This is a genomic window from Streptomyces sp. NPDC018000 (assembly GCF_044328025.1).
Taxonomy (GTDB): domain Bacteria; phylum Actinomycetota; class Actinomycetes; order Streptomycetales; family Streptomycetaceae; genus Streptomyces.
In genome coordinates this window covers 184997-206763 of record NZ_JBIRGM010000006.1, presented here as the reverse complement: position 1 = coordinate 206763, position 21767 = coordinate 184997, and the positions used below count along the sequence as shown (strand labels likewise).

The following is a 21767-nucleotide window of genomic DNA, read 5'->3' as shown; positions in this document are numbered from 1 at the left end:
GGCAGGCCCGTTGGTTGCCGCGTGCCCGTCACTCTACGGGGTGGAACGGCCCCGGTGGGAGTGGGACGCTGCCCCTGGACGATCTGAGCAGATCGTCCCCCTACCCAGCGGTACGGCCGTCTGGCAAGCTGCGGCCATGACTGCCCTCGCCGCTGACCGGACCCGTTACAACCGGGCCACCGCCCACCTGGACGCCCCGATCGCCATCGTCGATCTTGATGCGTTCGATGCCAATGCCGACGACCTCGTGCGCCGGGCCGCGGGGAAGCCGATCCGGGTGGCGAGCAAGTCGGTGCGCTGCCGGGCCCTGCTGGAGCGGGTGCTCGCGCGGCCCGGGTTCGCGGGGATCATGTCGTTCACACTGGCCGAGTCACTGTGGCTGGCGCGGGCGGGATTCGATGACGTACTGCTGGCCTATCCGTCGGCCGACCGGGCCGCCTTCGCGGAGCTGGCCGCCGATCCGAAACTGGCCGCCGCCGTGACGGTGATGGTGGACGATCACGCACAGCTGGAGCTGATCGACGCGGCACGGGCCGGTGGCCGCGAGGAGATCCAGGTCTGTCTGGAGCTGGATACCTCACTGCGACTGCTCGGCGGCCGGGTCAGGATCGGTGCCCTGCGTTCACCACAGCGCTCCCCCGCCCAACTGGCCGAACTGGCACGCTCGGTGGCGCGCAGGCCCGGCTTCCGGCTGGTGGGTCTGATGGCGTACGAGGGTCATATCGCCGGGGTCGGGGATTCGGTCGCGGGGCGGCCGCTGCGCTCCCGGGCGATCCGGCTGATGCAGGCCGCGGGCCGAAAGGAGCTGGCCGCGCGGCGGGCCGAGGTCGTGCGGGCGGTACGGGCGGTGGCGCCGGACCTGGAGTTCGTGAACGGCGGCGGCACCGGCAGTGTGCAGCACACGGCGGCGGAGCGCGCGGTGACCGAGATCGCGGCCGGGTCGGGGCTCTACGTACCGCGGCTGTTCGACAACTACACGTCGTTCACGGCGCGGCCGGCGGCGCTGTTCGCCCTGCCTGTGGTGCGCCGGCCGGGTGTGGGTGTGGTGACGGTCCTCGGTGGCGGCTATCCGGCGTCCGGGCCCGCGGGCGCGGACCGGCTTCCCGTCCCGTATCTGCCGGAGGGCCTGCGCTACGACCCGCAGGAGGGGCCGGGCGAGGTGCAGACCCCGCTGCTCGGTTCCCCGGCCGACGATCTGCTGATCGGCGACAAGGTGTGGTTCCGGCACGCGAAGGCCGGTGAACTGTGCGAACGCTTCGACGAGTTGCAGCTGATCGAGGGCGACCGGGTGACGGCGACCGTGCCGACGTACCGGGGCGAGGGCCGTACGTTCCTCTGAGCCGGACGGTCCGGCTGGTGTCAGGGAGCCACGGAGCTGTCCACGCCGCCGTCGCCCCTGCCCAGCGGAATGGCTCCGGTGATGACCCTGCCGAACTCTAGAGCGGTGTGACGTATGCGCCGGAGATGCCCCCGTCGACGAGGAAGTCGGTGGCGTTGACGAACGAGGAGTCGTCGCTCGCGAGGAAGGCGACGGCTGCCGCGATCTCCGTGGCTTCGGCGAACCGCCCGACCGGGATGTGCACGAGCCTGCGGGCCGCGCGTTGCGGATCCTTGGCGAACAGCTCCTGGAGCAGCGGGGTGTTGACCGGGCCGGGGCAGAGCGCATTGACCCGGATGCCTTCGCGGGCGAACTGCACACCGAGCTCGCGGGACATGGCGAGGACCCCGCCCTTGGACGCGGTGTACGAGATCTGACTGGTGGCCGCTCCCATGATCGCGACGAAGGACGCGGTGTTGATGATCGAGCCGCGGCCCTGGCGCCGCATGTAGGGCAGGGCGGCCTTGCAGCAGAGGTAGACAGAGGTGAGGTTGACGTCCTGGACGCGCTTCCATGCCTCCAGGTCCGTGGTGAGGATGGAGTCGTCGTCGGGCGGGGAGATGCCCGCGTTGTTGAAGGCGATGTCGACGGAACCGTAGGTGTCGAAAGCGGTCTTGAAGAGCGCCTCGACCTGTTCGGGGTCGGTGACGTCGACGCGTACGAACGTGCCGCCGACCTCCTCGGCCGCTGCCTTGCCCGCGTTCTCGTCGATGTCGCCGCAGACGACGTCGGCGCCCTCCGACGCCAGGCGGCGTGCGGTGGCCAGACCGATGCCACTGGCGGCTCCGGTGATGACGGCGGTGCGGCCGACCAGGCGGCGGCAGATGTTCTGGCTGTCGATGGTGGTCATACCGGTTCAGACCTCCGTGCTGATGAAGACGTTCTTGGTTTCGGTGAATGCGGCAAGCGCGTCGGGGCCCAGTTCGCGGCCGAGCCCGGACTGTCTGTAGCCGCCGAACGGGGTCCAGTAGCGGACGCTGGAGTGGGAGTTGACGGAGAGGTTCCCGGCCTGGACCGACTGCGAGACGCGCAGTGCGCGGCCCACGTCACGCGTCCAGATCGAGCCGGCGAGGCCGTACTCGGTGGCGTTCGCGAGCCGTACGGCGTCCGCCTCGTCCTCGAACGGCAGGACGACGGCGACCGGCCCGAACACCTCTTCGGTGGCGACGGGTGAGTCCGGGTGGGCGCCGGTGAGGACGGTCGGCGGGAACCAGAAACCGGGCCCTTCGGGTGCTTTGCCGCTGAGGACGGTCGAGCCCTCGGGGACGTAACTCCGCACCCGTTCCAGCTGCGCCCGGGAAATCAGCGGCCCCATCTGGGTGTTCTCGTCGGACGGGTCGCCCACGACGACCGATTCGATTGCGGGGGCGAGGAGTTCCAGGAAGCGGTCGTACGCGGATCGCTGGACCAGGATGCGGGTGCGGGCGCAGCAGTCCTGGCCCGCGTTGTCCAGGAACGCCATGGGTGCGGCGGCTGCGGCGGCCTCGATGTCGGCGTCCGCGAAGACGATGTTGGGACTCTTGCCGCCCAGTTCGAGGGTGAGCCGCTTCACGCGGTCGGCGCACTTGGCCATGATCTGCTTGCCGACCCGGGTGGAGCCGGTGAAGGCGATCTTGGCGACACCGGGGTGCTCGACCAGGGCGTTGCCGGTCACATCGCCCGCGCCCGGCAGCACCTGGAGGAGGTGCTCGGGAAGCCCTGCGTTCAGGGCGAGCCGGGCCAGCCGCAGGGCGGTGAGCGGGGTGGTCTCGGCGGGCTTGAGGATGACGGCGTTGCCGGCGGCGAGGGCGGGGGCGAGGCCCCAGGCGGCGATCGGCATGGGGAAGTTCCACGGTGCGATCACGCCGATGACACCGAGGGGTTCGAGGAGGGTGATGTCGAGTCCGCCGGGGACCGGGATCTGCCGGCCGGCGAGTCGTTCCACTCCCCCGGCGGCGTACTCGAGCAGATCGCGGACGTTGGCCGCTTCCCAGCGGGCGTTGCCGAGGGTGTGGCCGGCCTCCTGGACCTCCAGGTGGGCCAGCTGTTCGGCTTCGCCGTCGACGGCAGCGGCGAAGCGGCGCAGCAGCCGGGCGCGGTCGGCGGGGGCGAGGGCGGACCAGGTGCGCTGGGCGGCGGCGGCCCGGACAACTGCCGTGTCGACCTCGGCGGCGGTGGTGGACGCGATGGTGGCGAGGAGTTCTTCCGTCGCCGGATTGAGTACGTGGTGTTCCACCGGGTGGTCGGGCGTGGTCACAAAGTGCCTCACAGGCGTTCGAAGGAGCGGCGAAGCTCCCAGTCGGTCACTGCGGCATCGAAGGCTTCGAGTTCGACGCGGGCCATGTTGCGGTAGTGCGCGACGACGGCGTCGCCGAAGGCCGCCCTGGCGATGTCGCTCCTCCCCCAGAGTTCGGCGGCCTCGCGCAGCGTGGTGGGGACGTGGTCGTACTCGGCGGTGTAGGCGTTGTTCCCGCAGGGCTCGGGGAGTTCGAGGCGCTTCTCGATGCCGTGGATGCCCGCTGCGATCATTCCGGCGACGGCGAGGTACGGGTTGACGTCACCGCCCGGCAGCCGGTTCTCGAAGCGCATCGAGTGGCCGTGGCCGACGACACGGAGCGAGCAGGTGCGGTTGTCGTGGCCCCAGGCGACGGCGGTCGGGGCGAAGGAGCCCGGCTGGAAGCGTTTGTAGGAGTTGATGTTCGGTGCGTAGAGGAGGGAGAACTCCCGCAGGGCGGCCAGCTGTCCGGCGAGGAAGTGGCGCATCACCGGGGACATGCCGTCGTCCTCGCCCGCCATGACGCTGCGCCCGGTCTCGTCGGTGGACCGGAGCGAGAGGTGGATGTGGCAGGAGTTGCCCTCGCGCTCGTTGAACTTGGCCATGAAGGTGAGCGCGACGCCCTCCTCGGCGGCGATCTCCTTGGCGCCGGTCTTGTAGACGGCGTGCTGGTCACAGGTGACCAGGGCCTCGTCGTACCGGAACACGATCTCGTGCTGGCCGGGGTTGCACTCTCCCTTGGCGGACTCGACGGTCAGGCCCGCGGCCGCCATCTCGTTGCGGATGCGGCGCAGCAGGGGCTCGATGCGGCCGGTGCCGAGGACCGAGTAGTCGACGTTGTACCGGTTGGCGGGGGTCAGATCACGGTAGTTGCGGTCCCATGCCTGTTCGTAGGTGTCCTGGAAGACGATGAATTCGAGCTCGGTGCCCGCATGGGCGGTGAGGCCGTGCTCGGCGAGGCGCTGCAGCTGGCGGCGGAGGATCTGGCGGGGTGCGGCGACGACGGGCGAGCCGTCCCCCCACGCGAGGTCGGCGATGACCATGGCCGTGCCCTCGTTCCAGGGCACCAGGCGCAGGGTGGAGAGGTCGGCGTGCATGGCGAAGTCGCCGTACCCGCGCTCCCAGGAGGACATCTCGAATCCGTCGACGGTGTTCATGTCGGTGTCGACGGCGAGCAGATAGTTGCATGCCTCGGTGCCGTGCTGCACGACCTCGTCGAGGAAGAAGCGGGCAGCGAACCGTTTGCCCTGCAGCCGTCCCTGCATATCGGGGAAGGCGAGGACAACGGTGTCGATCTCACCGCTTCTCACAAGGACGCGCAGCTCCTCGATCGACAGCGGTGGTGTTCGGTCTGCCACGGGGCACTCCTCCTTTGGTCAGCCGGAAGGCTTAAGGTATGCGAGAGAACCATTAATTGTGAAGGGGGAAACGGGACGTGGCCGAGGAAAGCGAGTTCACCGACCGACTGATGCCCGTACTGCGGCCCGTCCGGGCGGGAAACGGCTTCGAGGAGGCACTGGAGCAGATCCTCCAGGTGGTCAGGCTCGGTCTTGTGCCCGACGGCGGGCGGCTGCCGGCCGAGCGCGAGCTGGCCGAACTGCTGGGGATCAGCCGGGTCACGCTGCGCGAGGCGCTGAAGGTCCTGCACGATCAGGGCCTGGTGGAGAGCAGGCGCGGGCGGTACGGCGGCACGTTCGTACTGCCCCGCACCGGGAGCCCCGGCGAGGACGAGCTGCGCCGGAAGGTGGAGTCCGTCGACATCGAGGACGTGCTGCGCTTCCGCGAGGTGCTGGAGGCCGGGGCCGCCGGGCTGTGCGCCTCGCAGGGGCTGACGGACGAGGGTGCGGACCGGCTGCGCGCGGCTCTGGCGGCGACTCACGAAGCACCTCTGCCCCACTACCGCAGGCGCGACACCCTGTTCCATCTGACGCTGGCGGAGCTCTCCGGCTCCGCATCCCTGACCGCGCAGTACGCGTCCGTCCGGGCCACTGTGAACGACCTGCTGGACTGCATACCCCTGCTCGTGCGGAACCTGGAGCACTCGCAGCACCAGCACGCGAGCCTCGTCGAGGCGATTCTCGACGGGGACGCGGAGGCCGCGCGTGCGGTGATGCGCGAGCACTGTGCGGGTACTGCCGCGTTGTTGCGCGGATTTTTGACCTGAGGGCGGTTGCCACCGATTCCGCTTCGTGACAGTCCCCGGAACCCTGGGCCGGCCGGCCTTGAATACCTTAAAGGTCTTCTCTGCAACCATTGAATCCATGGAACCGAGCCGCCTGCGCAGGCGGCCGACCGGAGGGACCGCCCCCGTGTCCGAACCTCTCATCGGCGTCTCCACATATCTGGAGCCCGTGGCCCGCTGGGGAGTCTGGGAGCTGCCCGCCGCCCTCCTCCCGGCCGCCTATCCGCGGATGGTCCAGTCGTCCGGCGGCCTGGCCGCACTGCTCCCGCCGGACAACCCCGCGCGCGCCGCTGCCGCCGTTTCCCGGCTGGACGGCCTTGTCATCGCGGGCGGCCCCGATGTGGAACCCGGGCTGTACGGCGCGGAGCGCGACTTCAGGACCGGTCCTCCCGCGCAGGAGCGCGATGCCTGGGAGCTCGCCCTGATCAGGGCCGCGCTGGAGTCCGGTACGCCGCTGCTCGGCATCTGCCGCGGTATGCAGCTGCTCAATGTGGCGCTCGGCGGCACCCTGACCCAGCACCTCGACGGGCACGCCGGCCCGCCGGTCGCGACCGGAGTCCTCGGCACGCACCCGGTGAAACCCGTACCGGGGACGCTCTGCGCATCGATCGTGCCCGAGGAATCAGCCGTCCCCACCTACCACCACCAGTGCGTGCAACGGCTCGCACCGGGATTTGTCGCCTCGGCGTACGCGGCGGACGGCACGGTCGAGGCGATCGAGCTGCCCGGGCCGCAGTGGGTGCTCGGGGTGCAGTGGCATCCGGAGATGGGCGACGATCCACGGCTGATGCAGGCACTGGTGGCGGCCTCGACGGCCCGGCCGGTCCCGGCCCGTACCTCGTCCGAGGATCTTGCGCCGCCGCGGACCGCGGGGGCCTGCGAGCGCTTGCGGCCCTGACGACCTGGTCCACTCCCCCTGCTACGCGCCCCGCGCCGTCAGCGACAGCAGATCGCGCGCCGGACCCGTCGGGCGGTGACCCGAGGGCCAGACCGCCCTGAGCTGGCGCCTCAGCCGCACCCCGGCAATCGGGATCGTGACCAGGCGCCTGGACGACAGCTCCTCGCCCAGCGCCAGTTCGCTCAGCACGCACGCTCCCGCCCCGCTCTCCGCCGCTCCCTTCACCGCGGTCGTGGAGGAGAGTTCGAGCAGCGGCTGGGCCAGGCCGCCGTGCACGGCGAGAGCCGCGTCCAGGACCTGGCGGGTGCCGGAGCCGCGCTCGCGCAGGATCAGCGGGGTCGCGGCCAGTTCCTGCGAGGTCACGGGCGTACGGCGGCGGGCCCACGCATGGGACGGGGCGACCACGACGACCAGGCGGTCATGGGCGATGACCGTGCCGTCGAGCCCCTCCGGCACGGACAGGCCCTCCACGAATCCGAGGTCGGCCTCGCCGACGAGCAGCCGCCCCGCGACCGCTGCCGAGTTTCCGGCAAGCAGCGAGACCGCGGTGTCCGGCCGTTCGGCACGCAGTGCTATCAGCCAGCCCGGCAGCAGGTATTCGGCGATGGTCATGGAAGCCGCCACCCGCAACCGGGAGTCCCGCCGGTCGCGCAGCGCCTGCGCGCCCGCGTCGAATGCCTCGGCCGCCTCGACGATCCTGCGCGCCCAGTCGGTGACCAGTGCGCCCGCGTCGGTGAGCCGGGAGCCGCGCGGCGAACGGTCCAGCAGGGCCAGGCCGAGCTGCCGTTCCATCGACCGGATGCGGCTGCTGGCCGCGGGCTGAGTGACGCCGACATCCCGTGCCGCACGCCCCAGGCTGCCGTGCCGGGCGACTGCGAGCAGCAGCTCCAGCGCACCGAGGTCGGGCACCCGGTGGGAGAGGGGAACATGTTCTTCGGCGGCCATAAAACCACCTTATGACCTCATAGACGCAGAGTCCCTGGTGGGGCGCTGCCCCGCACCACAAAAATCGTGGCATGGCCACATATCCGCAGTTGCAACAGTCCCCAGCCCCGTATCCAGCCGCACAGCGGCTCCCTCAGCTGCGGTACGTCGGCCCCAACTGGTACGCGAGCGTCATGGGCACCGCGATCGTCGCGAGCGCGGGTGCCACGCTGCCCGTGCACGTCCCCGGACTGCGGGGTGCCTGCACGGTGGTGTGGGCGCTCGCGACCGTCATGCTCGCCACGATCCTCACGGTCCGTATCGGGCACTGGACCGCCCATCGCGACCAGGCCCGCACCCATCTGCTCGACCCCACCGTGGCCCCGTTCTACGGCTGTCTCTCGATGGCGCTGCTGGCGGTCGGCGGCTCGACGATGGTGGTCGGCCAGGACGTCATCGGGCATCAGGCGGCCCTGGCGCTGGATGTGGTGCTGTACACGGCGGGCACGGTGATCGGTCTTGCCGCCGCGGTCGCGATTCCGTATCTGATGGTCGTACGTCACCGGGTGGAGCCCGGCACGGCGTCGCCGGTGTGGCTGCTGCCGGTGGTGGCCCCGATGGTCTCCGCGGCGCTCGGTCCGCTGCTGGTGCCGGAGCTGCCCGCCGGTCAGTGGCGGGAGGCGATGCTGCTGGCCTGTTACGCGATGTTCGGTCTGAGTCTGCTGGCCACACTGGTGATGCTGCCGTTGATCTTCGCCCGTCTCGTCCACCAGGGCCCGCTGCCGCTCGCGCTGACGCCCACGCTGTTCCTGGTCCTCGGCCCGCTGGGCCAGTCGACGACCGCGGTCAATCAGCTCGCCGACGTGGCGCCCGGCGCGATCGGGGCGCCCTACGCATCGGGGTTCGAGGCGTTCGCCGTGCTCTACGGGGTGCCCGTGATGGGTTTCGCGCTGATGTGGCTGGCGCTGGCCGCCGCGCTGGTGGTGCGGGCCGTACGAAACGGCATGACCTTCAGCATGACGTGGTGGGGCTTCACCTTCCCGGTCGGTACGTGCGTAACGGGCGCTGCGGGTCTGGCCCGGCACACCGGTCTCACTGCGTACACCTGGCTGGCCGTCGCGCTGTACGTGCTGCTGGTGACGGCATGGGCGGTGGCCGGGTTCCGGACGCTGCGCGGGGTGCTCAGCGGAGCGCTGCTCGCAGCGCCGCAGGCGCCTGCACCAGTGACGGCCCGTACCACGTGAGGAACCGCCCGTCGACGAGTACGGCGGGCAGTGCGGGGAACGCTTCCGGCCCGTCGTCCGCGGTGAAGCGGTACGGCTCGTCGGGCAGGACGACCAGATCGGCGCCCGCCGTGTTGAGTGCGTCGAGCGGGATACGGGGATACCGCTCGACGTGGTCCGCGTAGACGTTCTCGACGCCCAGCCTGGCCAGCAGATCTCCGGCGAAGGTGTCGCGGCCCAGCACCATCCAGGGCCTGCGCCAGACGGGCACGACCGCACGGCGCGGAGCTCGGGGTGGCGGGAGCGCGGCCCAGGCGGCCTCGGCCTCGTCCAGCCAGCGCGGCCTGGCCTGACCGCAGGCGGTGACCAGGACCCGGTCCAGCTCCTCGAAGGCCTGGTCGAGCGTGTGGATCTCGGTGAGAAGCACCTCGATCCCGGCGGCCCCGATCGCCGCGAGGTCGGGTTCGCGGTTCTCTTCCTCGTTGGCGACGACGAGATCGGGCCGGAGCGCGACGACCGCCGCCACGTCGGGATTCTTGGTGCCGCCGATACGGGCGGCGGTCAGGCCGGCCGGGTGGGGGCACCAGTCGGTGACGCCGACCAGCAGGCCGGGGGCGGTGACCGCGACGGCCTCGGTGAGCGAGGGGACCAGGGAGACGACTCGCACGGCGGAAAACCCCTCTCAGCGACGCGGGTCGAAGGTGGCGTCGACGTGCTCGGCGACCGCGACGACCAGCAGCCGCGTACCGGGCATCGTGGCCCGCCATCGGTGCCGCACCCCGCCGGACAGGAACAGGGTGTCGCCCTGCTCCAGCCGGTACGCCTGCCCCTCGGCCTCCACCTCCGCGGCGCCCTGCACCACGTACATCAGTTCGTCGTTGCGATGCTGGAACTCGCGCCCGAGGTCGAGTTCACCGGTGAACTCCAGGGCGCTGAGCTGATGGCGTCCGCGCACCACCCTGCGTACCCCCTCGCCCTCGCCCACCCGTACGACATCGACGGCGCGCGCCGAGTCCGCGGCGGCGCGCAGCCGTGCCGTGGTGGTCTCCAGGGCTTCGGCGACCCGGTCCAGGGACCGGGCGCTGGGGCGGGCCCGCTCGTTCTCGATCTGGCTGAGGAACGGCACGGACAGACCACTGCGGGTCGCGACCGCAGCCAGTGTGAGCCCCAGGGACCTGCGCCGTCGGCGGACCGCGGCGCCCACGCGGAGTGCTTCCTTGTCGTCCATGTCCGGCTCCCTCCCGTCTCGCCATCCTTCCGGCTGCCGGCACATTACGCACACGGTTACGCAAGGTCGGCCGATTGATGAACGCCTTCCGGACACCGGAAGGGGCGGGCCCGCCGACGGCGGCGCCCACCCCTTCCCATGCACAGGCCCTGCGGAGAGCCCTACTGCGGAGCCATCTTGTCCACGATGCCCGGGTTCGTCTCCATCCGGGCCCTCACGGCCTCTTCCTCATGGCCCGTACCGATGGCCCGTACGGATGGCCCGTACCGCGCTTCTGGATCTGGTTCTCCAGGCCGGCGAGCTGGTCTGCTCGAGGTTGATCCTCCAGCCGCACTCCTCCAGGACCGCCTCACAGATACGCGGCGGCGGTGTCCTCCTTCCAGGGGAACCAGGCCATCCCGACAGCGCGGTCGTGCTCGTCCTTGCCTCCCGCACCCTTGGCCGTATCGGCCTCGGCGACGGGCGCCCACTCGTCGACGGCGCCCGGGTTGGCCTTCAGCCAGGTGCGGACGCCCTCCTGCTCATTGCCGGAACCGGCCTTCTGGATCTCCGCCTCGAGGCTGGTGAGCTGATCCTCGCTCATCTTGAAGTTCTTGAGCCAGGTGGCGACCTCGGGGTTGTCGGCAGAGAAGCCCTCGCGGGCCAGGGTGTGGATGCCGTCGCCCTCTCCCCAGAGGTTCTTGGGGTCCTCGAGCTTGGTCAGTTCGAACTGGTCGTACGCCCAGTGCGGTGACCAGAGCGGGACGACGATCGGTTCCTTCTTGGCGTACGCGCGCTGCAGCTCGGCCAGCATCGACGGCGTGGAGCCGTCGACGACCTTGTACTCCTTGTCCAGGCCGTAGCCCGGCAGGACCTTGTCCTTGAGCAGGGCCATCTCACCGGCGCTCGGCTCGATGCCGACGATCCGGCCCTTGAACTGATCGGACTTGCCCTTGAGATCTTCCATCGACCGGACGTCCTTCACGTACGAGGGGACGGCCAGCTCCAGCGAGGTGGGACCGTACCAGGAGCCCATGTCCTCCAGGCTGTCCTGGTACTTCTCCCAGTAGGTGGCATGGGTGACCGGGAGCCAGGAGTCGGTCTCGAAGTCGATCTGGCCGTTGGCCATACCGGTGTAGAGTGCACCGGCCTCGTACTGCTCGACGTCGACCTCGAAGCCGCGCTGCTCCAGCATCTCCTTCCACAGGTAGGTGGAGGCGATGCCCTCGTCCCACGGGATGTAGCCCATGCTGATCTTCTTGCCCGCACCGATATTCGAGCCGCCCGCGGTGGCGGACTTGTCCGAGTCGGACGCGCCGAAGAGGCCCATGCCGCCCGCGACGAGTGCGAGGACGACGATGCCGACGATCGCGACGACGGGCTGCGGGCGGTGGTTCCAGACCTTCAGTCCGCCGGCCATCGACTGCGCCCTGGCGAGGCCGCGGCGGGCGAGCGGGGAGACCTCGCGGCCGAGCGCGCTGGTCATCCGGTCCAGGTACATCGCCACGATGACGATGGAGATGCCCGCCTCGAAGCCGAGGCCGACATCGACGTTGCCGATGGCGCGGTAGACGGCGCCACCGAGGCCGCCGCCGCCGACCATGCCGGCGATGACCACCATGGACAGGCCCAGCATGATGACCTGGTTGATGCCTGCCATGATCGTGGGCAGCGCGAGCGGCAACTGCACCCGCAGCAGAGTGTTGCGCCGGGTGGTGCCGAACGCCTCGGCCGCCTCGACGAGTTCGGCGTCGACCTGGCGGATGCCGAGCTCGGTCATCCGGACACCCGGAGGCAGCGAGAAGATAATGGTGGCGATGATGCCGGGGACCACGCCGACGCCGAAGAAGATGACGCCGGGGATCAGATAGACCATGGCAGGCATGGTCTGCATGAAGTCCAGGACCGGCCGGAGCACCGCGCTGACGGTCTTGGAGCGGGACGCCCAGATGCCCAGCGGTACGGCCAGCACCAGCGCGATGATGGTGGCGACGAGCACCAGGGTGAGGGTGTCCATCGCTTCGTCCCACAGCTCGACGGAGTCGATGACGGCGAAGCCGACGAAGGCGAGCACACCCGCGAGCAGACCGCGCAGCCACCAGGCGATGACGGCGACGATGCCCGCGAAGAGCAGCGGTGCGGGGGCGGAGAGCACGGCGGCTATGCCGTCGAACATGCCGCTGACGACCGAGCTGATCGCGTCGAACAGCCAGGAGAATTGGGTCTGCAGCCATCCGACCGCGGAGTCGACCCAGTCACCGAGAGGGAGCCTAAACATTGGCCACCTTCTTCGTGCCGGCCGCCTGGGCCCGGACATCCTGCGGGACCTCGGTGGGGCTCATCGGCTCACCGAGGACGGCGAGCAGCCGGGCGCGCGGTACGACACCGACGAGCTCGCCCTTGGCGTCGGTCACGGCGACCGCGACTCCACTCCGAGAGCAGGGGGTGAAGAGCTCGATGATCGGCGTGGACTCGCTGACGGTGGCCGGGGCGGCCTCGATGACGTCGGCTGCGGTACGCAGTTCCTTGCCGTCGTCCGTGCTGGTGCCCATGACGGTGTGCGGCTCGGCCATGATGGCGCCCGCGGTCAGCACCCGGGTCCGGTCGACGTCCTGGGTGAAGGAGGCGACGTAGTCGTTGGCCGGGGTGACGAGGATGTCCTCGGCGGTACCGAGCTGGACGATCTTCCCGTCGCGCATCACGGCGATATGGTCGCCGAGGCGCATGGCCTCGTTGAGGTCGTGGGTGATGAAGACAATGGTCTTCTTCAGGCGCTTTTGCAGTTCGAGCAGCTGGTCCTGCATGTCGCGGCGGATCAGCGGGTCGAGCGCACTGAAGGACTCGTCCATCAGCAGCAGGTCGGCGTCGGTGGCCAGGGCGCGGGCGAGGCCGACACGCTGCTGCATACCGCCGGACAGCTCATCGGGCCAGGAGTTCTCCCAGCCGGCCAGCCCGGTCAGCTCCAGCGCCTCGGCGGCGCGCTTCTCGCGCTCGGCGCGCGGCACACCCTGCACCTCGAGACCGTAACCGGCGTTCTCCAGCACGCTCCGGTGGGGGAAGAGCGCGAAGTGCTGGAATACCATGCTGATCTTGGTGGACCGGACATGGCGCAGTTCTGCGGGGCTCAGGGCGGTCAGGTCCTGGCCGTCGAACAGCACGCGTCCGGCTGTGGGCTCCAGAAGTCCGTTGAGCATGCGCAGCAACGTGGACTTTCCGGACCCGGACAGACCCATCACGACGAAGATCTGTCCCGGTTCGACGGCGAACGAGGCGTCGATCACCGCTGCGGTCGTTCCGTCGGTGCGCAGCTCGTCGCGGTCGGCGCCGCCTTCGAGTCTCTGCACGGCTTGATCGGGTCGTCTGCCGAACACTTTGTACAAGTGCTCAGCTTGCAGCCTTGACACATACACCTCGCGGGTTGAACCGAAAAACGGTCTGCCACCCCCTCCGGCAGACCGTGGAGCAGCGCGGATTCGGTCCGCATGGCACGTGCACTGGTTGAAACTGCTACGTGTTCCGCTCCGGCTGCGCGCCTGCCCCGGCTCGAACAAGCCAAACACAAGAGTGAGTCAGGTCACGCATAACGGGCCTCCGTCGGGTCTCGCCCCCAGGCCCCGGCCGCCGCGGCGGCCGGTGTCAGTGGGGTGCGGCATCATCGGGGTGTGACGCGACGCCTGATGCTCCTCGACACCGCTTCCCTCTACTACCGCGCTTACTTCGGGGTTCCCGATTCGGTGCGCGCCCCGGACGGGACACCGGTCAATGCCGTGCGCGGGCTGCTCGACTTCATCGGGCGCCTGGTGCAGGACCACCGGCCGGACGATCTGGTCGCCTGCATGGACGCGGACTGGCGGCCGCACTGGCGAGTGGCCCTGATCCCTTCGTACAAGGCGCACCGCGTCGCGGTGGAGACCGCCGAGGGACTGCCCGACGAGGAGGAGACCCCCGACACTCTGGCCCCGCAGGTGCCGATCATCGAGGACGTCCTCGATGCGCTCGGCATCGCCCGGGTCGGCGTCGCGGACTACGAGGCGGACGATGTGATCGGCACGCTCACCGCTCTGACCACCGGCCCCGTGGACATCGTCACCGGCGACCGGGATCTCTATCAGCTGGTCGACGACGTCCGCGGGGTGCGGGTGCTCTACCCGCTGAAGGGGGTCGGCTCGCTCCAGCTGACGGATGAGGCGTGGCTGCGGGAGAAGTACGGGGTGGACGGCTCCGGGTACGCCGATCTTGCCCTGCTGCGCGGCGACCCGAGCGACGGGCTGCCGGGCGTTCCCGGCATCGGTGAGAAGACGGCGGCGAAACTGCTGGACGCCTTCGGCGATCTGGCCGGAATCATGGCCGCGGTGGACGATCCGGCCGCCAAGCTGACGCCCTCGCAGCGCAGGCGCCTCGACGAGGCCCGGGACTATGTGGCCGTCGCGCCGAAGGTGGTCCGCGTCGCCGGTGACGTACCCCTGCCGGAGTTCGACCCCGCGCTGCCCGCCGAGCCGCGCGATCCCGCCGCCCTCGAAGCCCTCGCGAAGCAGTGGGGGCTGGGCGGTGCCCTGCAACGCCTGCTCTCCGCGCTGCGCGAATGAGGTGCTAGCTTAGGTAAGCCTAAGCAATCGGAACAGGGAGAACCTCGTGGCAGAACGACCGGCGCGGCAGGCACCCGAGGCGCAGGGTGCCCACGTTCTGCGCACCGAGCGGATCACCCCGCACATGGTGCGTGTGGTGCTCGGCGGTGACGGCCTCGCCGGCTTCGGGCTCCGCGGGTTCACCGACCACTACGTCAAGCTCTGTTTCGCCCCCGAGGGCGCGGACTACACGCACCCGTTCGACATGGCCCGTATCCGTGAGGAGCAGCCGCGGGAGCTGTGGCCCACCACCCGCACCTACACGGTGCGCTCCTGGGATCCGGTCGCCCGGGAGCTGGCGATCGATTTCGTGGTCCATGGCGACGAGGGCCTCGCCGGCCCCTGGGCGATGCGGGCGGCCCCGGGGGACCCGGTGACCTTCCTAGGCCCCGGCGGGGGCTACGGCCCGGACGCCTCGGCGGACTGGCACCTCCTGGCGGGCGACGAGAGCGCCCTGCCTGCCGTCGCCGCCGCCCTGGAGCAGATGCCGGCGGGCGCAATGGTGCACGCATTCGTCGAGGTGGCGGACGCCTCGGAGGAGCAGAAGATCGTGACGCCCGACGGGGTCGAGGTGACCTGGCTGCACCGCGGGGAACGCCCGGTCGGCGAGGCGCTGACAGCCGCGGTGAAGGAGCTGGAGTTCCCGGCGGGCGAGGTCCAGGCGTTCGTCCACGGCGAGGCGGGCTTCGTGAAGGAGATACGGCGCCATCTGCGTCTGGACCGCAAGATCCCGCTCCCCCAGCTGTCCATCTCGGGCTACTGGCGGCTCGGCCAGAACGACGACGCCTGGCGCTCGGTCAAGCGCGAGTGGAACGCACAGGTGGAGCGCGAGCAGGAGAGCGCGGCGTAACACCGGCTCACTCACGTACGCCCCGGTCCCCGACCGGGGCGTACGTGTTCCCGGGTTACCGGCTCATTCACCGGCGGCACGCCCCGCAGCCCCGTCACCGCCGCGCGAACCGCCCTCGCCGTCGCCGTCGTACACACGCGAGGACGCGTCCGCTTGCGCGAGCCGTCGCAGCGCGCTGAACATCGCCTCCCCCAGCACCGTGCCGACGACCACGCTCTCCACCAGGTCCTCGCGCGCCACCCGACCCCCCACGTATTCGAGGTCGGCCCGTGCGACCGGTTCGGCGGCGGCCGCGTAGTCGTCGAGCAGCTCGACGAACCCGCCGTGCCCGGCCCGCCGCAGCGCGACGATCACCCCGGCCAGACACTCACCGGCCGGACCGCGCGCCTCGGCCCGCCAGCCGCGCCGCTCGACCAGCTCCGCCACCTCTTCGCGGGCATCGTCCAGCTCGGGCCCCGGCTCGTCCCCCTGCAACGGGGTGAGGCGCTTCGCCGCGACACCCAACACCTTGTGCACCGGCTGCTCCGGGTCCTCGATCGCCCGGAGCACATCACCGATGGCCGCGAGCGAGAGCCCGCCGATGTCCAGCAGGGCGCGGATCAGCCGCAGCCTGCGCTCATGGCCGGAGTCGTAACTCGCCTGGTTCGGGCTGGTCAACTGCCCGGCGGGCAGCAGCCCTTCACGTACATAGAACTTGATCGTCGGTACCGGAACCCCGGACCTGCGGCTCAACTCGCCGATGCGCACCGCGTGTTCTTCCTTCCGCGCTTGCCAACCCCGGACCCATCATAGATAGTTCCACTATCGGATAGCGGGAAGTGCCACTATCCATAATCAGGGGGGTTTCATGTCTTCATGGCGTTCATGGCACCGGCCATTGGTCCTCTTCGCGGCCGCGATGGCCGTCATGGCGCTCGGCTCGGCCGTGGGACTGATAGTCGACGACCGGGTCCTGGCGGGCTCGGCGATATGGTTCAAGCCGTTCAAGTTCGCGGTCTCGTTCGTCGTCTACGCACTCGCGCTCGCCTGGATGCTGACGCTGCTGACCCGCGGCCGGCGCGTCGGCTGGTGGGCCGGAACCGTGGTCGTCCTGTCCGGCCTGGGCGAGATGGCGATCATCACCGGCCAGGTCGTCCGCGGGAAGCGCAGTCATTTCAACCACGCAACCCCGTTCGACGAGGCGCTGTTCAACACGATGGCCGTCACCGTCGTCGTGCTCTGGACCGGCACACTGGTCATAGCCGTCCTGTTGCTGCGCGCCCGTATCGCCGACCGTGCCACCGCCTGGGCGATCCGCTCGGGTGTACTGCTCGCGCTGGCGGGCGCCGGGTTCGGCTTCCAGATGACGCAGCCCACGTCCGGGCAGCGGGCAGCCGGGAACCTGGACACCGCCGATGTGATCGGCGCACATTCCGTCGGGGTACCGGACGGCGGCCCGTCGATGCCGCTCACCGGCTGGTCGACAGCCGGCGGCGATCTGCGCATACCGCACTTCGTCGGCATGCACGCGCTCCAACTGCTGCCGCTCTTCCTGCTCGCGCTGGTCGCCCTGTCCTCGCGCTTCCCCCGGCTGCGCGACCCGCGGGTCCGGCTGCGGTTGGTGCTGGTCGCCTCCGGTGCGTACGCGGCGGTCGTCGCGCTGGTCACCTGGCAGGCGCTGCGCGGTCAGCCGCTGATCCACCCGGACGGTGCGACGCTCGGCGCCGCGGCTCTGATCGTGATGGTGACAGCCGCCTGCGGCTATGGGGTGCTGAAGTCAACTCCCGCACTGCAGAAGACCGATTCGGATTCCACCTCCGATTACGCCGACAAGGAGCTCGCGGCATGACGGGTGCACTCTTCGAGATCTCGTTCTTCCTGACAGCCCCGTTCTGGCTGCTCATGATCCTCGCGCCGAACTGGCGCCCCACGGCGCGTATCGCCGCATCGCCGCTCACCGTCCTGCCGGTGCTTGTGCTCTATCTGGTCATGGCCGTGCCGGTCCTCCCCGAGCTCTGGGCCGCGGTGCGCAGCCCCGACATCGACACCTTCCGCGATCTGACGGTCCTGGCGAACGGGGCGGGGGTGATCTGGGCGCAGCTCATCGCCTGGGATCTGCTGCTGGGCCAGTGGATGTTCCTGGAAGGGCGCCGGCTGGGGGTCTCCGGGCTGGTGATGGGGCCGCTGCTGGTGCTGACGATTCTGCTGTCGCCGTTCGGGCTGCTGGTCTTTCTCGTGCTGCGGGCGGTGCTGCGGAACAAGACCCGGTCCGGGAACGGATTCCCGGACCGGGTCGGCCATGCGACACGGCCCAGTTGACCGGGTTGAAGTCGGCGATGTGCCGCATCCAGGGCGGCATCTGGCCCGGGGCCATGGTTGAGCGTGCCGCGTTCGATCTGCACCATGAGCTGACGTCGCGTCCTATACCGCGTCTGGGCAAAGACTTGGCTGCTCATCGGGCGCCTCCTGCGGGGTAAGGGCAGGGGAGCCTGCGGCTTCGGCCTCGGAGAAACGGCGTCCGGCATAGCGCAGACAGACGTCGTCGAGGGAGGGCCGGGCCACGGTGGCGGCGGCGACCGCCGCACCGGCCCGCTCCAGGGCGGCGAGCAGAACGGGGACGGCCGCGGCGCCGTCCTCGGCGCGGACGCTCACCCGGCGGCCGTCGACCAGCACCTCGTGCACCCCGGGCCGTCCGGTGAGCGCGGCGGTGATCGCCCTTGTGTCACCCTCCGCACGCAGTTCCATGTGGACGGCGTCGCCCCGGAGTTCGCCCTCTCTTCGTTCGGTCCTGCGTTACGCCTTCCGCTCCGGGTCCAGGACGGTCTCCTGCTCGTCCAGGTCCTGCCGGCCCTGCGGGACTTCGCCGGTCTCGTGGAAGGACTTCCACTCCTCGATGCCGCTGATCGTGGCGTCGGTGAGTTCCTTGTGGAAGTTCCTGATCCACTCCAGCTGTGCGTCGATCGCGAAATCCAGCAGGAGTGGAAGGATTGCGCGAACTTACCGTTCCGTGCCGCCGCCGGCTCCGAATCAGCGTGAAGAGCCGATGAGCGATCAGGGAGGAAACCCGCGTGAAAGAAGCCGTGTACATCAGCGGAGCGCCCTCGGCGGGGCCGGATCTCCAGGAGCTGCTGGGGATGGTCGCCCAGGGTGACCAGGATGCCTTCATCCAGGTCTACGACACGGTCAGCGGACCTGTCCTCGGGCTCGTACGGAGCGTGCTGCGCGATCCCGCGCAGTCGGAGGAAGTCGCGCAGGAGGTGCTGGTCGAGGTGTGGCGGACGGCCCCGCGTTTCCGCGTCTCCCGCGGCAGCGCGATGAACTGGGTGCTGACGCTGGCCCATCGCCGGGCCGTCGACCGGGTGCGCTCGGCCGAGGCGGCGGCGGCCCGCGAGCACAGGGCGGCCCTGCTGGACCGCACTCCCGCCTTCGACGAGGTCACCGAGCAGGTCGAGAGCCGGCTGGAGCGCGAACAGGTCCGCCGCTGCATGCGGACGCTCTCCGAACTGCAACGGCAGTCGGTCACCCTCGCCTACTACCGGGGCCTGACCTGTCGCGAGGTCTCGGAACTGCTCTCCGTGCCGCTCGGGACGATCAAGACACGACTGCGAGACGGGCTGATCCGGCTGCGCGACTGCCTCGGCGTGAACGCATGAGCGACACCGATCTGCACACACTGACAGGGGCCCACGCCCTGCACGCCCCGCACGCCCTGCCGGTCACCGTGCTGGACGAGGTCGCCCTCGAACACCCGCCCGTAGAGGGCTCCGGTGAGGCATGCCTGCGGGCAATCAAACGGCATCCGTGCGAACTGCCGCCCGGCGCGGCCCTGTTTCCGGTTCAGTGCGGGGAACGCGTGCACTGACAGGCTTCGCTGCTTCAAGGACAATCCGGTACAGGGGCCGATCGGATGAAAGGCCAATCCTCGGGAGCTCCGGCGACGAATCCCCCCATGTGACAGAAGATCGGAACGACTCGCACCGGCTCGAGGCCTCCCGTGCACGGCGGTCCCGCTGGGGCCGCGCCGCTCTCGCCGCGCTCAGCGGTCTGATCGCCGGGTTCTGCGCCCTGGCCGTGGCCGAACTGGTCTCGGCTGTCGTACGTCCCGAGGCGGGGCCGGTCACGGCCGTGGGAGGAGCGGTCATCGACCGTGCTCCCCCGGCCCTGAAGGACTTCGCCGTACGGAAGTTCGGCACCGAAGACAAACTGGTTCTGCAGCTGGGCATCGTGACGCTGCTGACGGTCTTCGCCATGGCGATCGGGATGCTTGCGCTGCGCAACCGGCGGACCGGCTCCGCGGCCGTACTGGTCTTCGGTGTGGTCGGGGCAGTGGCGGCGGTGGGGCGGCCGGAAGGCAGCCCCGCGGACGCACTGCCCTCGGTGGTGGGTGCCGTGGTGGCCGCAGGAGTGCTGCATCTCCTGGCCGGACGGCTCGCGCTGCCTCCCCGCCCCTCTCCCGCGGCCGGGGAGACGGGCGAGGAGGCGTACGGCAGCTTCGACCGGCGCGGTTTTGTGATCGCGGCGACAGCGGCGGCGACGGCCTCCGCCTCCGCGGGACTCCTGGGGCGGCGGCTCACGTCCTCCGTCCAGGCCGGGGCCACCGCCTCACGTCATGACCTGGTCCTCCCGGTACCCGATTCCGCCGCACCGGCGGTCCCGGCCGGAGCCGATCTGAGGATCCGGGGGCTGAGCTCCTTCGTCACCCCGAACAAGGACTTCTACCGGGTGGACACGGCCCTGGTCGTGCCCCGTATCGACGCCGGCGAGTGGCGGCTGAGGATCCATGGCAAGGGTGTGGCGCGGCCCGTCACGGTCGGCTTCGACGACCTGCTGCGCCGCGAGATCATCGAGCGCCACATCACGCTGGTCTGTGTGTCCAACGAGGTCGGCGGCCCGTATATCGGCAACGCCAGGTGGATCGGCGTGCGGCTTGCCGATCTGCTGCGCGAGGCCGGGGTGAGGCCACCGTCGAAGGGCGGGCCGGCCGACCAGATCGTGGCGCGTTCCGTCGACGGAATGACGATCGGAACACCGGTCGAGACGGTCATGGACGGGCGCGACGCGATGCTGGCCCTCGGGATGAACGGCGAACCGCTGCCCTTCGCCCACGGCTTTCCGGTCCGGATGGTCGTACCCGGCCTGTACGGATATGTGTCGGCCTGCAAGTGGCTCACGGACATCGAACTGACGACGTTCGACGCGTACGACGCCTACTGGGTCGAACAAGGCTGGGCCCAGCAGGCACCGGTCAAGACCGAATCCCGGATCGACACCCCCCGCCCGTTCGCCTCGCCGAAGCCCGGCACCGTGCCAGTGGCCGGGGTCGCCTGGGCCCAGCACCGCGGTATCTCGCGGGTTGAGGTCCGGGTGGACGGCGGGCCCTGGCATCTGGCCCGGCTGGCGGCCGAGGACAGCCTCGACACCTGGCGCCAGTGGGTGTGGGAGTGGCCGGCCTCATCGGGCCGTCACACCCTCGAAGTCCGTGCGACGGACGGCACCGGCGCCACTCAGACCGGCCGACGGGCCGACACGGTGCCAAGCGGTGCGACCGGCTGGCACTCGGTGGTGGTCGACGTCTCCTGAGTCCCGCCCCAGGCACCTCCGGCCCATCTCGATCTGGTGGCCCTGGCCCGGCGGCTGGACGGTGACCCACGCGGTGCGATTCCCACGGACATCCACGCGCCTTGAATCTACATGTAAGGGTGAGATAAGCGCAGAATGGCAATAACAGGCCGTTCAGCGCACAAAAGCGGTGTTCGGGTCCGCAGGAGCGAAGGAGACGAACATGTCAAACGTCTCGCACACCGGCCGTGACATTGCCAGTCACCCCGATGTCTCTGAAATGCGCGAGCGCTACGCCCGAATGCTCGGTGGCCGTGATGTGGCCCTTGTGGACGCACCGGTGTTCCTCATCGGTCTCTACTGCGCCATCTCGCCCTGGGTGCTCAACTTCACGGCGAGCCAGCCCAGACTGGTGACGCACAACCTGATCATGGGTATCGCGATCGCCGCGCTGGGCCTCGGGTTCACCGTCATGCCGGAGCGGATGTACGGCCTGAGCTGGGCCATCTGCGCCATAGGCGCCTGGATGATCATCTCTACGTGGGTCGTCGGCAGCGGCCCGGGCCTCGGCGTCACCCTCAACAACGTCATCATCGGCGGACTGACCGTGCTGCTGGGATTGGTCTGTGTGGGTGTGTCGATGAAGAGCGGCAAGAAGACAGTCTGAGACAAGGAACCTCGGCCGGTC

21 protein-coding genes and 2 pseudogenes are annotated in these 21767 nt (G+C 69.9%); 13 read left to right on the top strand and 10 right to left on the bottom strand.

Annotated features, from left to right (window positions below; genetic code table 11):
* Positions 1 to 136: 136 nt before the first annotated feature.
* Entirely contained in the window at positions 137 to 1339 is a 1203-nt protein-coding gene (locus ACH4EW_RS16935; RefSeq protein WP_398257328.1) for an amino acid deaminase/aldolase, read from the top strand.
* Positions 1340 to 1436: 97 nt separating this feature from the next.
* On the opposite strand, the gene ACH4EW_RS16930 is transcribed toward ACH4EW_RS16935, so the two are convergent.
* Genes ACH4EW_RS16930 through ACH4EW_RS16920 form a run of 3 tightly spaced genes read right to left on the bottom strand, consistent with a single transcriptional unit; the run spans position 1437 to position 4990 of the window.
* Complete coding sequence (locus tag ACH4EW_RS16930) at positions 1437 to 2228, bottom strand: 3-oxoacyl-ACP reductase (RefSeq protein ID WP_398257326.1); 792 nt, start codon at positions 2226 to 2228, stop codon at positions 1437 to 1439.
* A gap of 6 nt (positions 2229 to 2234) precedes the next feature.
* Positions 2235 to 3614, bottom strand: coding sequence for an aldehyde dehydrogenase family protein (locus ACH4EW_RS16925; RefSeq protein ID WP_398257323.1), 1380 nt, complete (start codon positions 3612 to 3614; stop codon positions 2235 to 2237).
* A gap of 8 nt (positions 3615 to 3622) precedes the next feature.
* Positions 3623 to 4990: a glutamine synthetase family protein gene (locus ACH4EW_RS16920; RefSeq protein WP_398257321.1), complete on the bottom strand. Its 1368-nt coding sequence runs from the start codon at positions 4988 to 4990 to the stop codon at positions 3623 to 3625.
* A gap of 110 nt (positions 4991 to 5100) precedes the next feature.
* Between ACH4EW_RS16920 and ACH4EW_RS16915 the strand changes: the two genes are divergently transcribed.
* Positions 5101 to 5796 carry a FadR/GntR family transcriptional regulator gene (locus ACH4EW_RS16915; RefSeq protein ID WP_398257664.1) on the top strand — a complete coding sequence of 232 codons (696 nt, stop codon included), beginning with the start codon at positions 5101 to 5103 and terminating at the stop codon, positions 5794 to 5796.
* 145 nt (positions 5797 to 5941) lie between these two features.
* Complete coding sequence (locus tag ACH4EW_RS16910) at positions 5942 to 6712, top strand: gamma-glutamyl-gamma-aminobutyrate hydrolase family protein (RefSeq protein WP_398257318.1); 771 nt, start codon at positions 5942 to 5944, stop codon at positions 6710 to 6712.
* 21 nt (positions 6713 to 6733) lie between these two features.
* Here the strand turns inward: ACH4EW_RS16910 and ACH4EW_RS16905 are convergent, their stop codons facing one another.
* Complete coding sequence (locus ACH4EW_RS16905) at positions 6734 to 7657, bottom strand: LysR family transcriptional regulator (RefSeq protein WP_398257315.1); 924 nt, start codon at positions 7655 to 7657, stop codon at positions 6734 to 6736.
* Between the two features lie 71 nt (positions 7658 to 7728).
* Between ACH4EW_RS16905 and ACH4EW_RS16900 the strand changes: the two genes are divergently transcribed.
* Positions 7729 to 8880, top strand: a complete 1152-nt coding sequence (locus tag ACH4EW_RS16900; protein WP_398257312.1) for a TDT family transporter — start codon at positions 7729 to 7731, stop codon at positions 8878 to 8880.
* Here the strand turns inward: ACH4EW_RS16900 and ACH4EW_RS16895 are convergent.
* From ACH4EW_RS16895 to ACH4EW_RS16880, 4 genes and pseudogenes are all read right to left on the bottom strand, one after another.
* Positions 8819 to 9526: a helical backbone metal receptor gene (locus ACH4EW_RS16895; RefSeq protein WP_398257309.1), complete on the bottom strand. Its 708-nt coding sequence runs from the start codon at positions 9524 to 9526 to the stop codon at positions 8819 to 8821. The genes ACH4EW_RS16900 and ACH4EW_RS16895 overlap by 62 nt on opposite strands.
* 15 nt (positions 9527 to 9541) lie before the next feature.
* Complete coding sequence (locus ACH4EW_RS16890) at positions 9542 to 10087, bottom strand: helix-turn-helix domain-containing protein (protein WP_398257306.1); 546 nt, start codon at positions 10085 to 10087, stop codon at positions 9542 to 9544.
* Positions 10088 to 10315: 228 nt separating this feature from the next.
* Positions 10316 to 12344: pseudogene (locus tag ACH4EW_RS16885) on the bottom strand (ABC transporter permease/substrate binding protein).
* Positions 12337 to 13410, bottom strand: a complete 1074-nt coding sequence (locus ACH4EW_RS16880) for a glycine betaine/L-proline ABC transporter ATP-binding protein (protein WP_398257303.1) — start codon at positions 13408 to 13410, stop codon at positions 12337 to 12339. The pseudogene ACH4EW_RS16885 and the gene ACH4EW_RS16880 overlap by 8 nt, the downstream one beginning before the upstream one ends.
* Before the next feature lie 333 nt (positions 13411 to 13743).
* Between ACH4EW_RS16880 and ACH4EW_RS16875 the strand changes: the two genes are divergently transcribed.
* A complete protein-coding gene (locus tag ACH4EW_RS16875; RefSeq protein WP_398257661.1) occupies positions 13744 to 14652 on the top strand; it encodes a 5'-3' exonuclease H3TH domain-containing protein in 909 nt (302 codons plus the stop codon).
* Between the two features lie 46 nt (positions 14653 to 14698).
* Positions 14699 to 15541 carry a siderophore-interacting protein gene (locus ACH4EW_RS16870; RefSeq protein ID WP_398257301.1) on the top strand — a complete coding sequence of 281 codons (843 nt, stop codon included), beginning with the start codon at positions 14699 to 14701 and terminating at the stop codon, positions 15539 to 15541.
* A gap of 63 nt (positions 15542 to 15604) precedes the next feature.
* Here the strand turns inward: ACH4EW_RS16870 and ACH4EW_RS16865 are convergent, their stop codons facing one another.
* A complete protein-coding gene (locus ACH4EW_RS16865; RefSeq protein ID WP_398257298.1) occupies positions 15605 to 16288 on the bottom strand; it encodes a MerR family transcriptional regulator in 684 nt (227 codons plus the stop codon).
* A 151-nt stretch (positions 16289 to 16439) separates the two neighbouring features.
* Between ACH4EW_RS16865 and ACH4EW_RS16860 the strand changes: the two genes are divergently transcribed.
* Together ACH4EW_RS16860 and ACH4EW_RS16855 are read left to right on the top strand one after the other, a co-directional pair.
* A complete protein-coding gene (locus ACH4EW_RS16860; protein ID WP_398257658.1) occupies positions 16440 to 17369 on the top strand; it encodes a hypothetical protein in 930 nt (309 codons plus the stop codon).
* Entirely contained in the window at positions 17366 to 17839 is a 474-nt protein-coding gene (locus tag ACH4EW_RS16855) for an ABA4-like family protein (RefSeq protein WP_398257295.1), read from the top strand. The genes ACH4EW_RS16860 and ACH4EW_RS16855 overlap by 4 nt, the downstream gene beginning before the upstream one ends.
* Before the next feature lie 133 nt (positions 17840 to 17972).
* Here ACH4EW_RS16855 and ACH4EW_RS16850 read toward each other — a convergent pair.
* Positions 17973 to 18295 (bottom strand): annotated as a pseudogene (locus ACH4EW_RS16850) (ABC transporter); the annotation flags it as partial.
* Here ACH4EW_RS16850 and ACH4EW_RS16845 point away from each other — a divergent pair.
* The 5 genes from ACH4EW_RS16845 to ACH4EW_RS16825 all read left to right on the top strand — a co-directional run bounded on the left by ACH4EW_RS16845 (position 18266) and on the right by ACH4EW_RS16825 (position 21746).
* Positions 18266 to 18556, top strand: coding sequence for a hypothetical protein (locus tag ACH4EW_RS16845; protein ID WP_398257292.1), 291 nt, complete (start codon positions 18266 to 18268; stop codon positions 18554 to 18556). The pseudogene ACH4EW_RS16850 and the gene ACH4EW_RS16845 overlap by 30 nt on opposite strands.
* Before the next feature lie 32 nt (positions 18557 to 18588).
* Positions 18589 to 19173 (top strand): sigma-70 family RNA polymerase sigma factor, encoded by a 585-nt coding sequence (locus ACH4EW_RS16840; protein ID WP_398257289.1) that lies wholly within the window; start codon positions 18589 to 18591, stop codon positions 19171 to 19173.
* Positions 19170 to 19382, top strand: a complete 213-nt coding sequence (locus tag ACH4EW_RS16835; RefSeq protein ID WP_398257286.1) for a hypothetical protein — start codon at positions 19170 to 19172, stop codon at positions 19380 to 19382. Before ACH4EW_RS16840 ends, ACH4EW_RS16835 begins: the two co-directional genes overlap by 4 nt.
* Before the next feature lie 89 nt (positions 19383 to 19471).
* Positions 19472 to 21100, top strand: a complete 1629-nt coding sequence (locus ACH4EW_RS16830) for a molybdopterin-dependent oxidoreductase (RefSeq protein WP_398257284.1) — start codon at positions 19472 to 19474, stop codon at positions 21098 to 21100.
* A gap of 202 nt (positions 21101 to 21302) precedes the next feature.
* The gene (locus tag ACH4EW_RS16825) at positions 21303 to 21746 is read left to right on the top strand and encodes an SPW repeat protein (protein WP_398257282.1); all 444 of its coding nucleotides are present in this window, start codon (positions 21303 to 21305) and stop codon (positions 21744 to 21746) included.
* Positions 21747 to 21767: the final 21 nt, after the last annotated feature.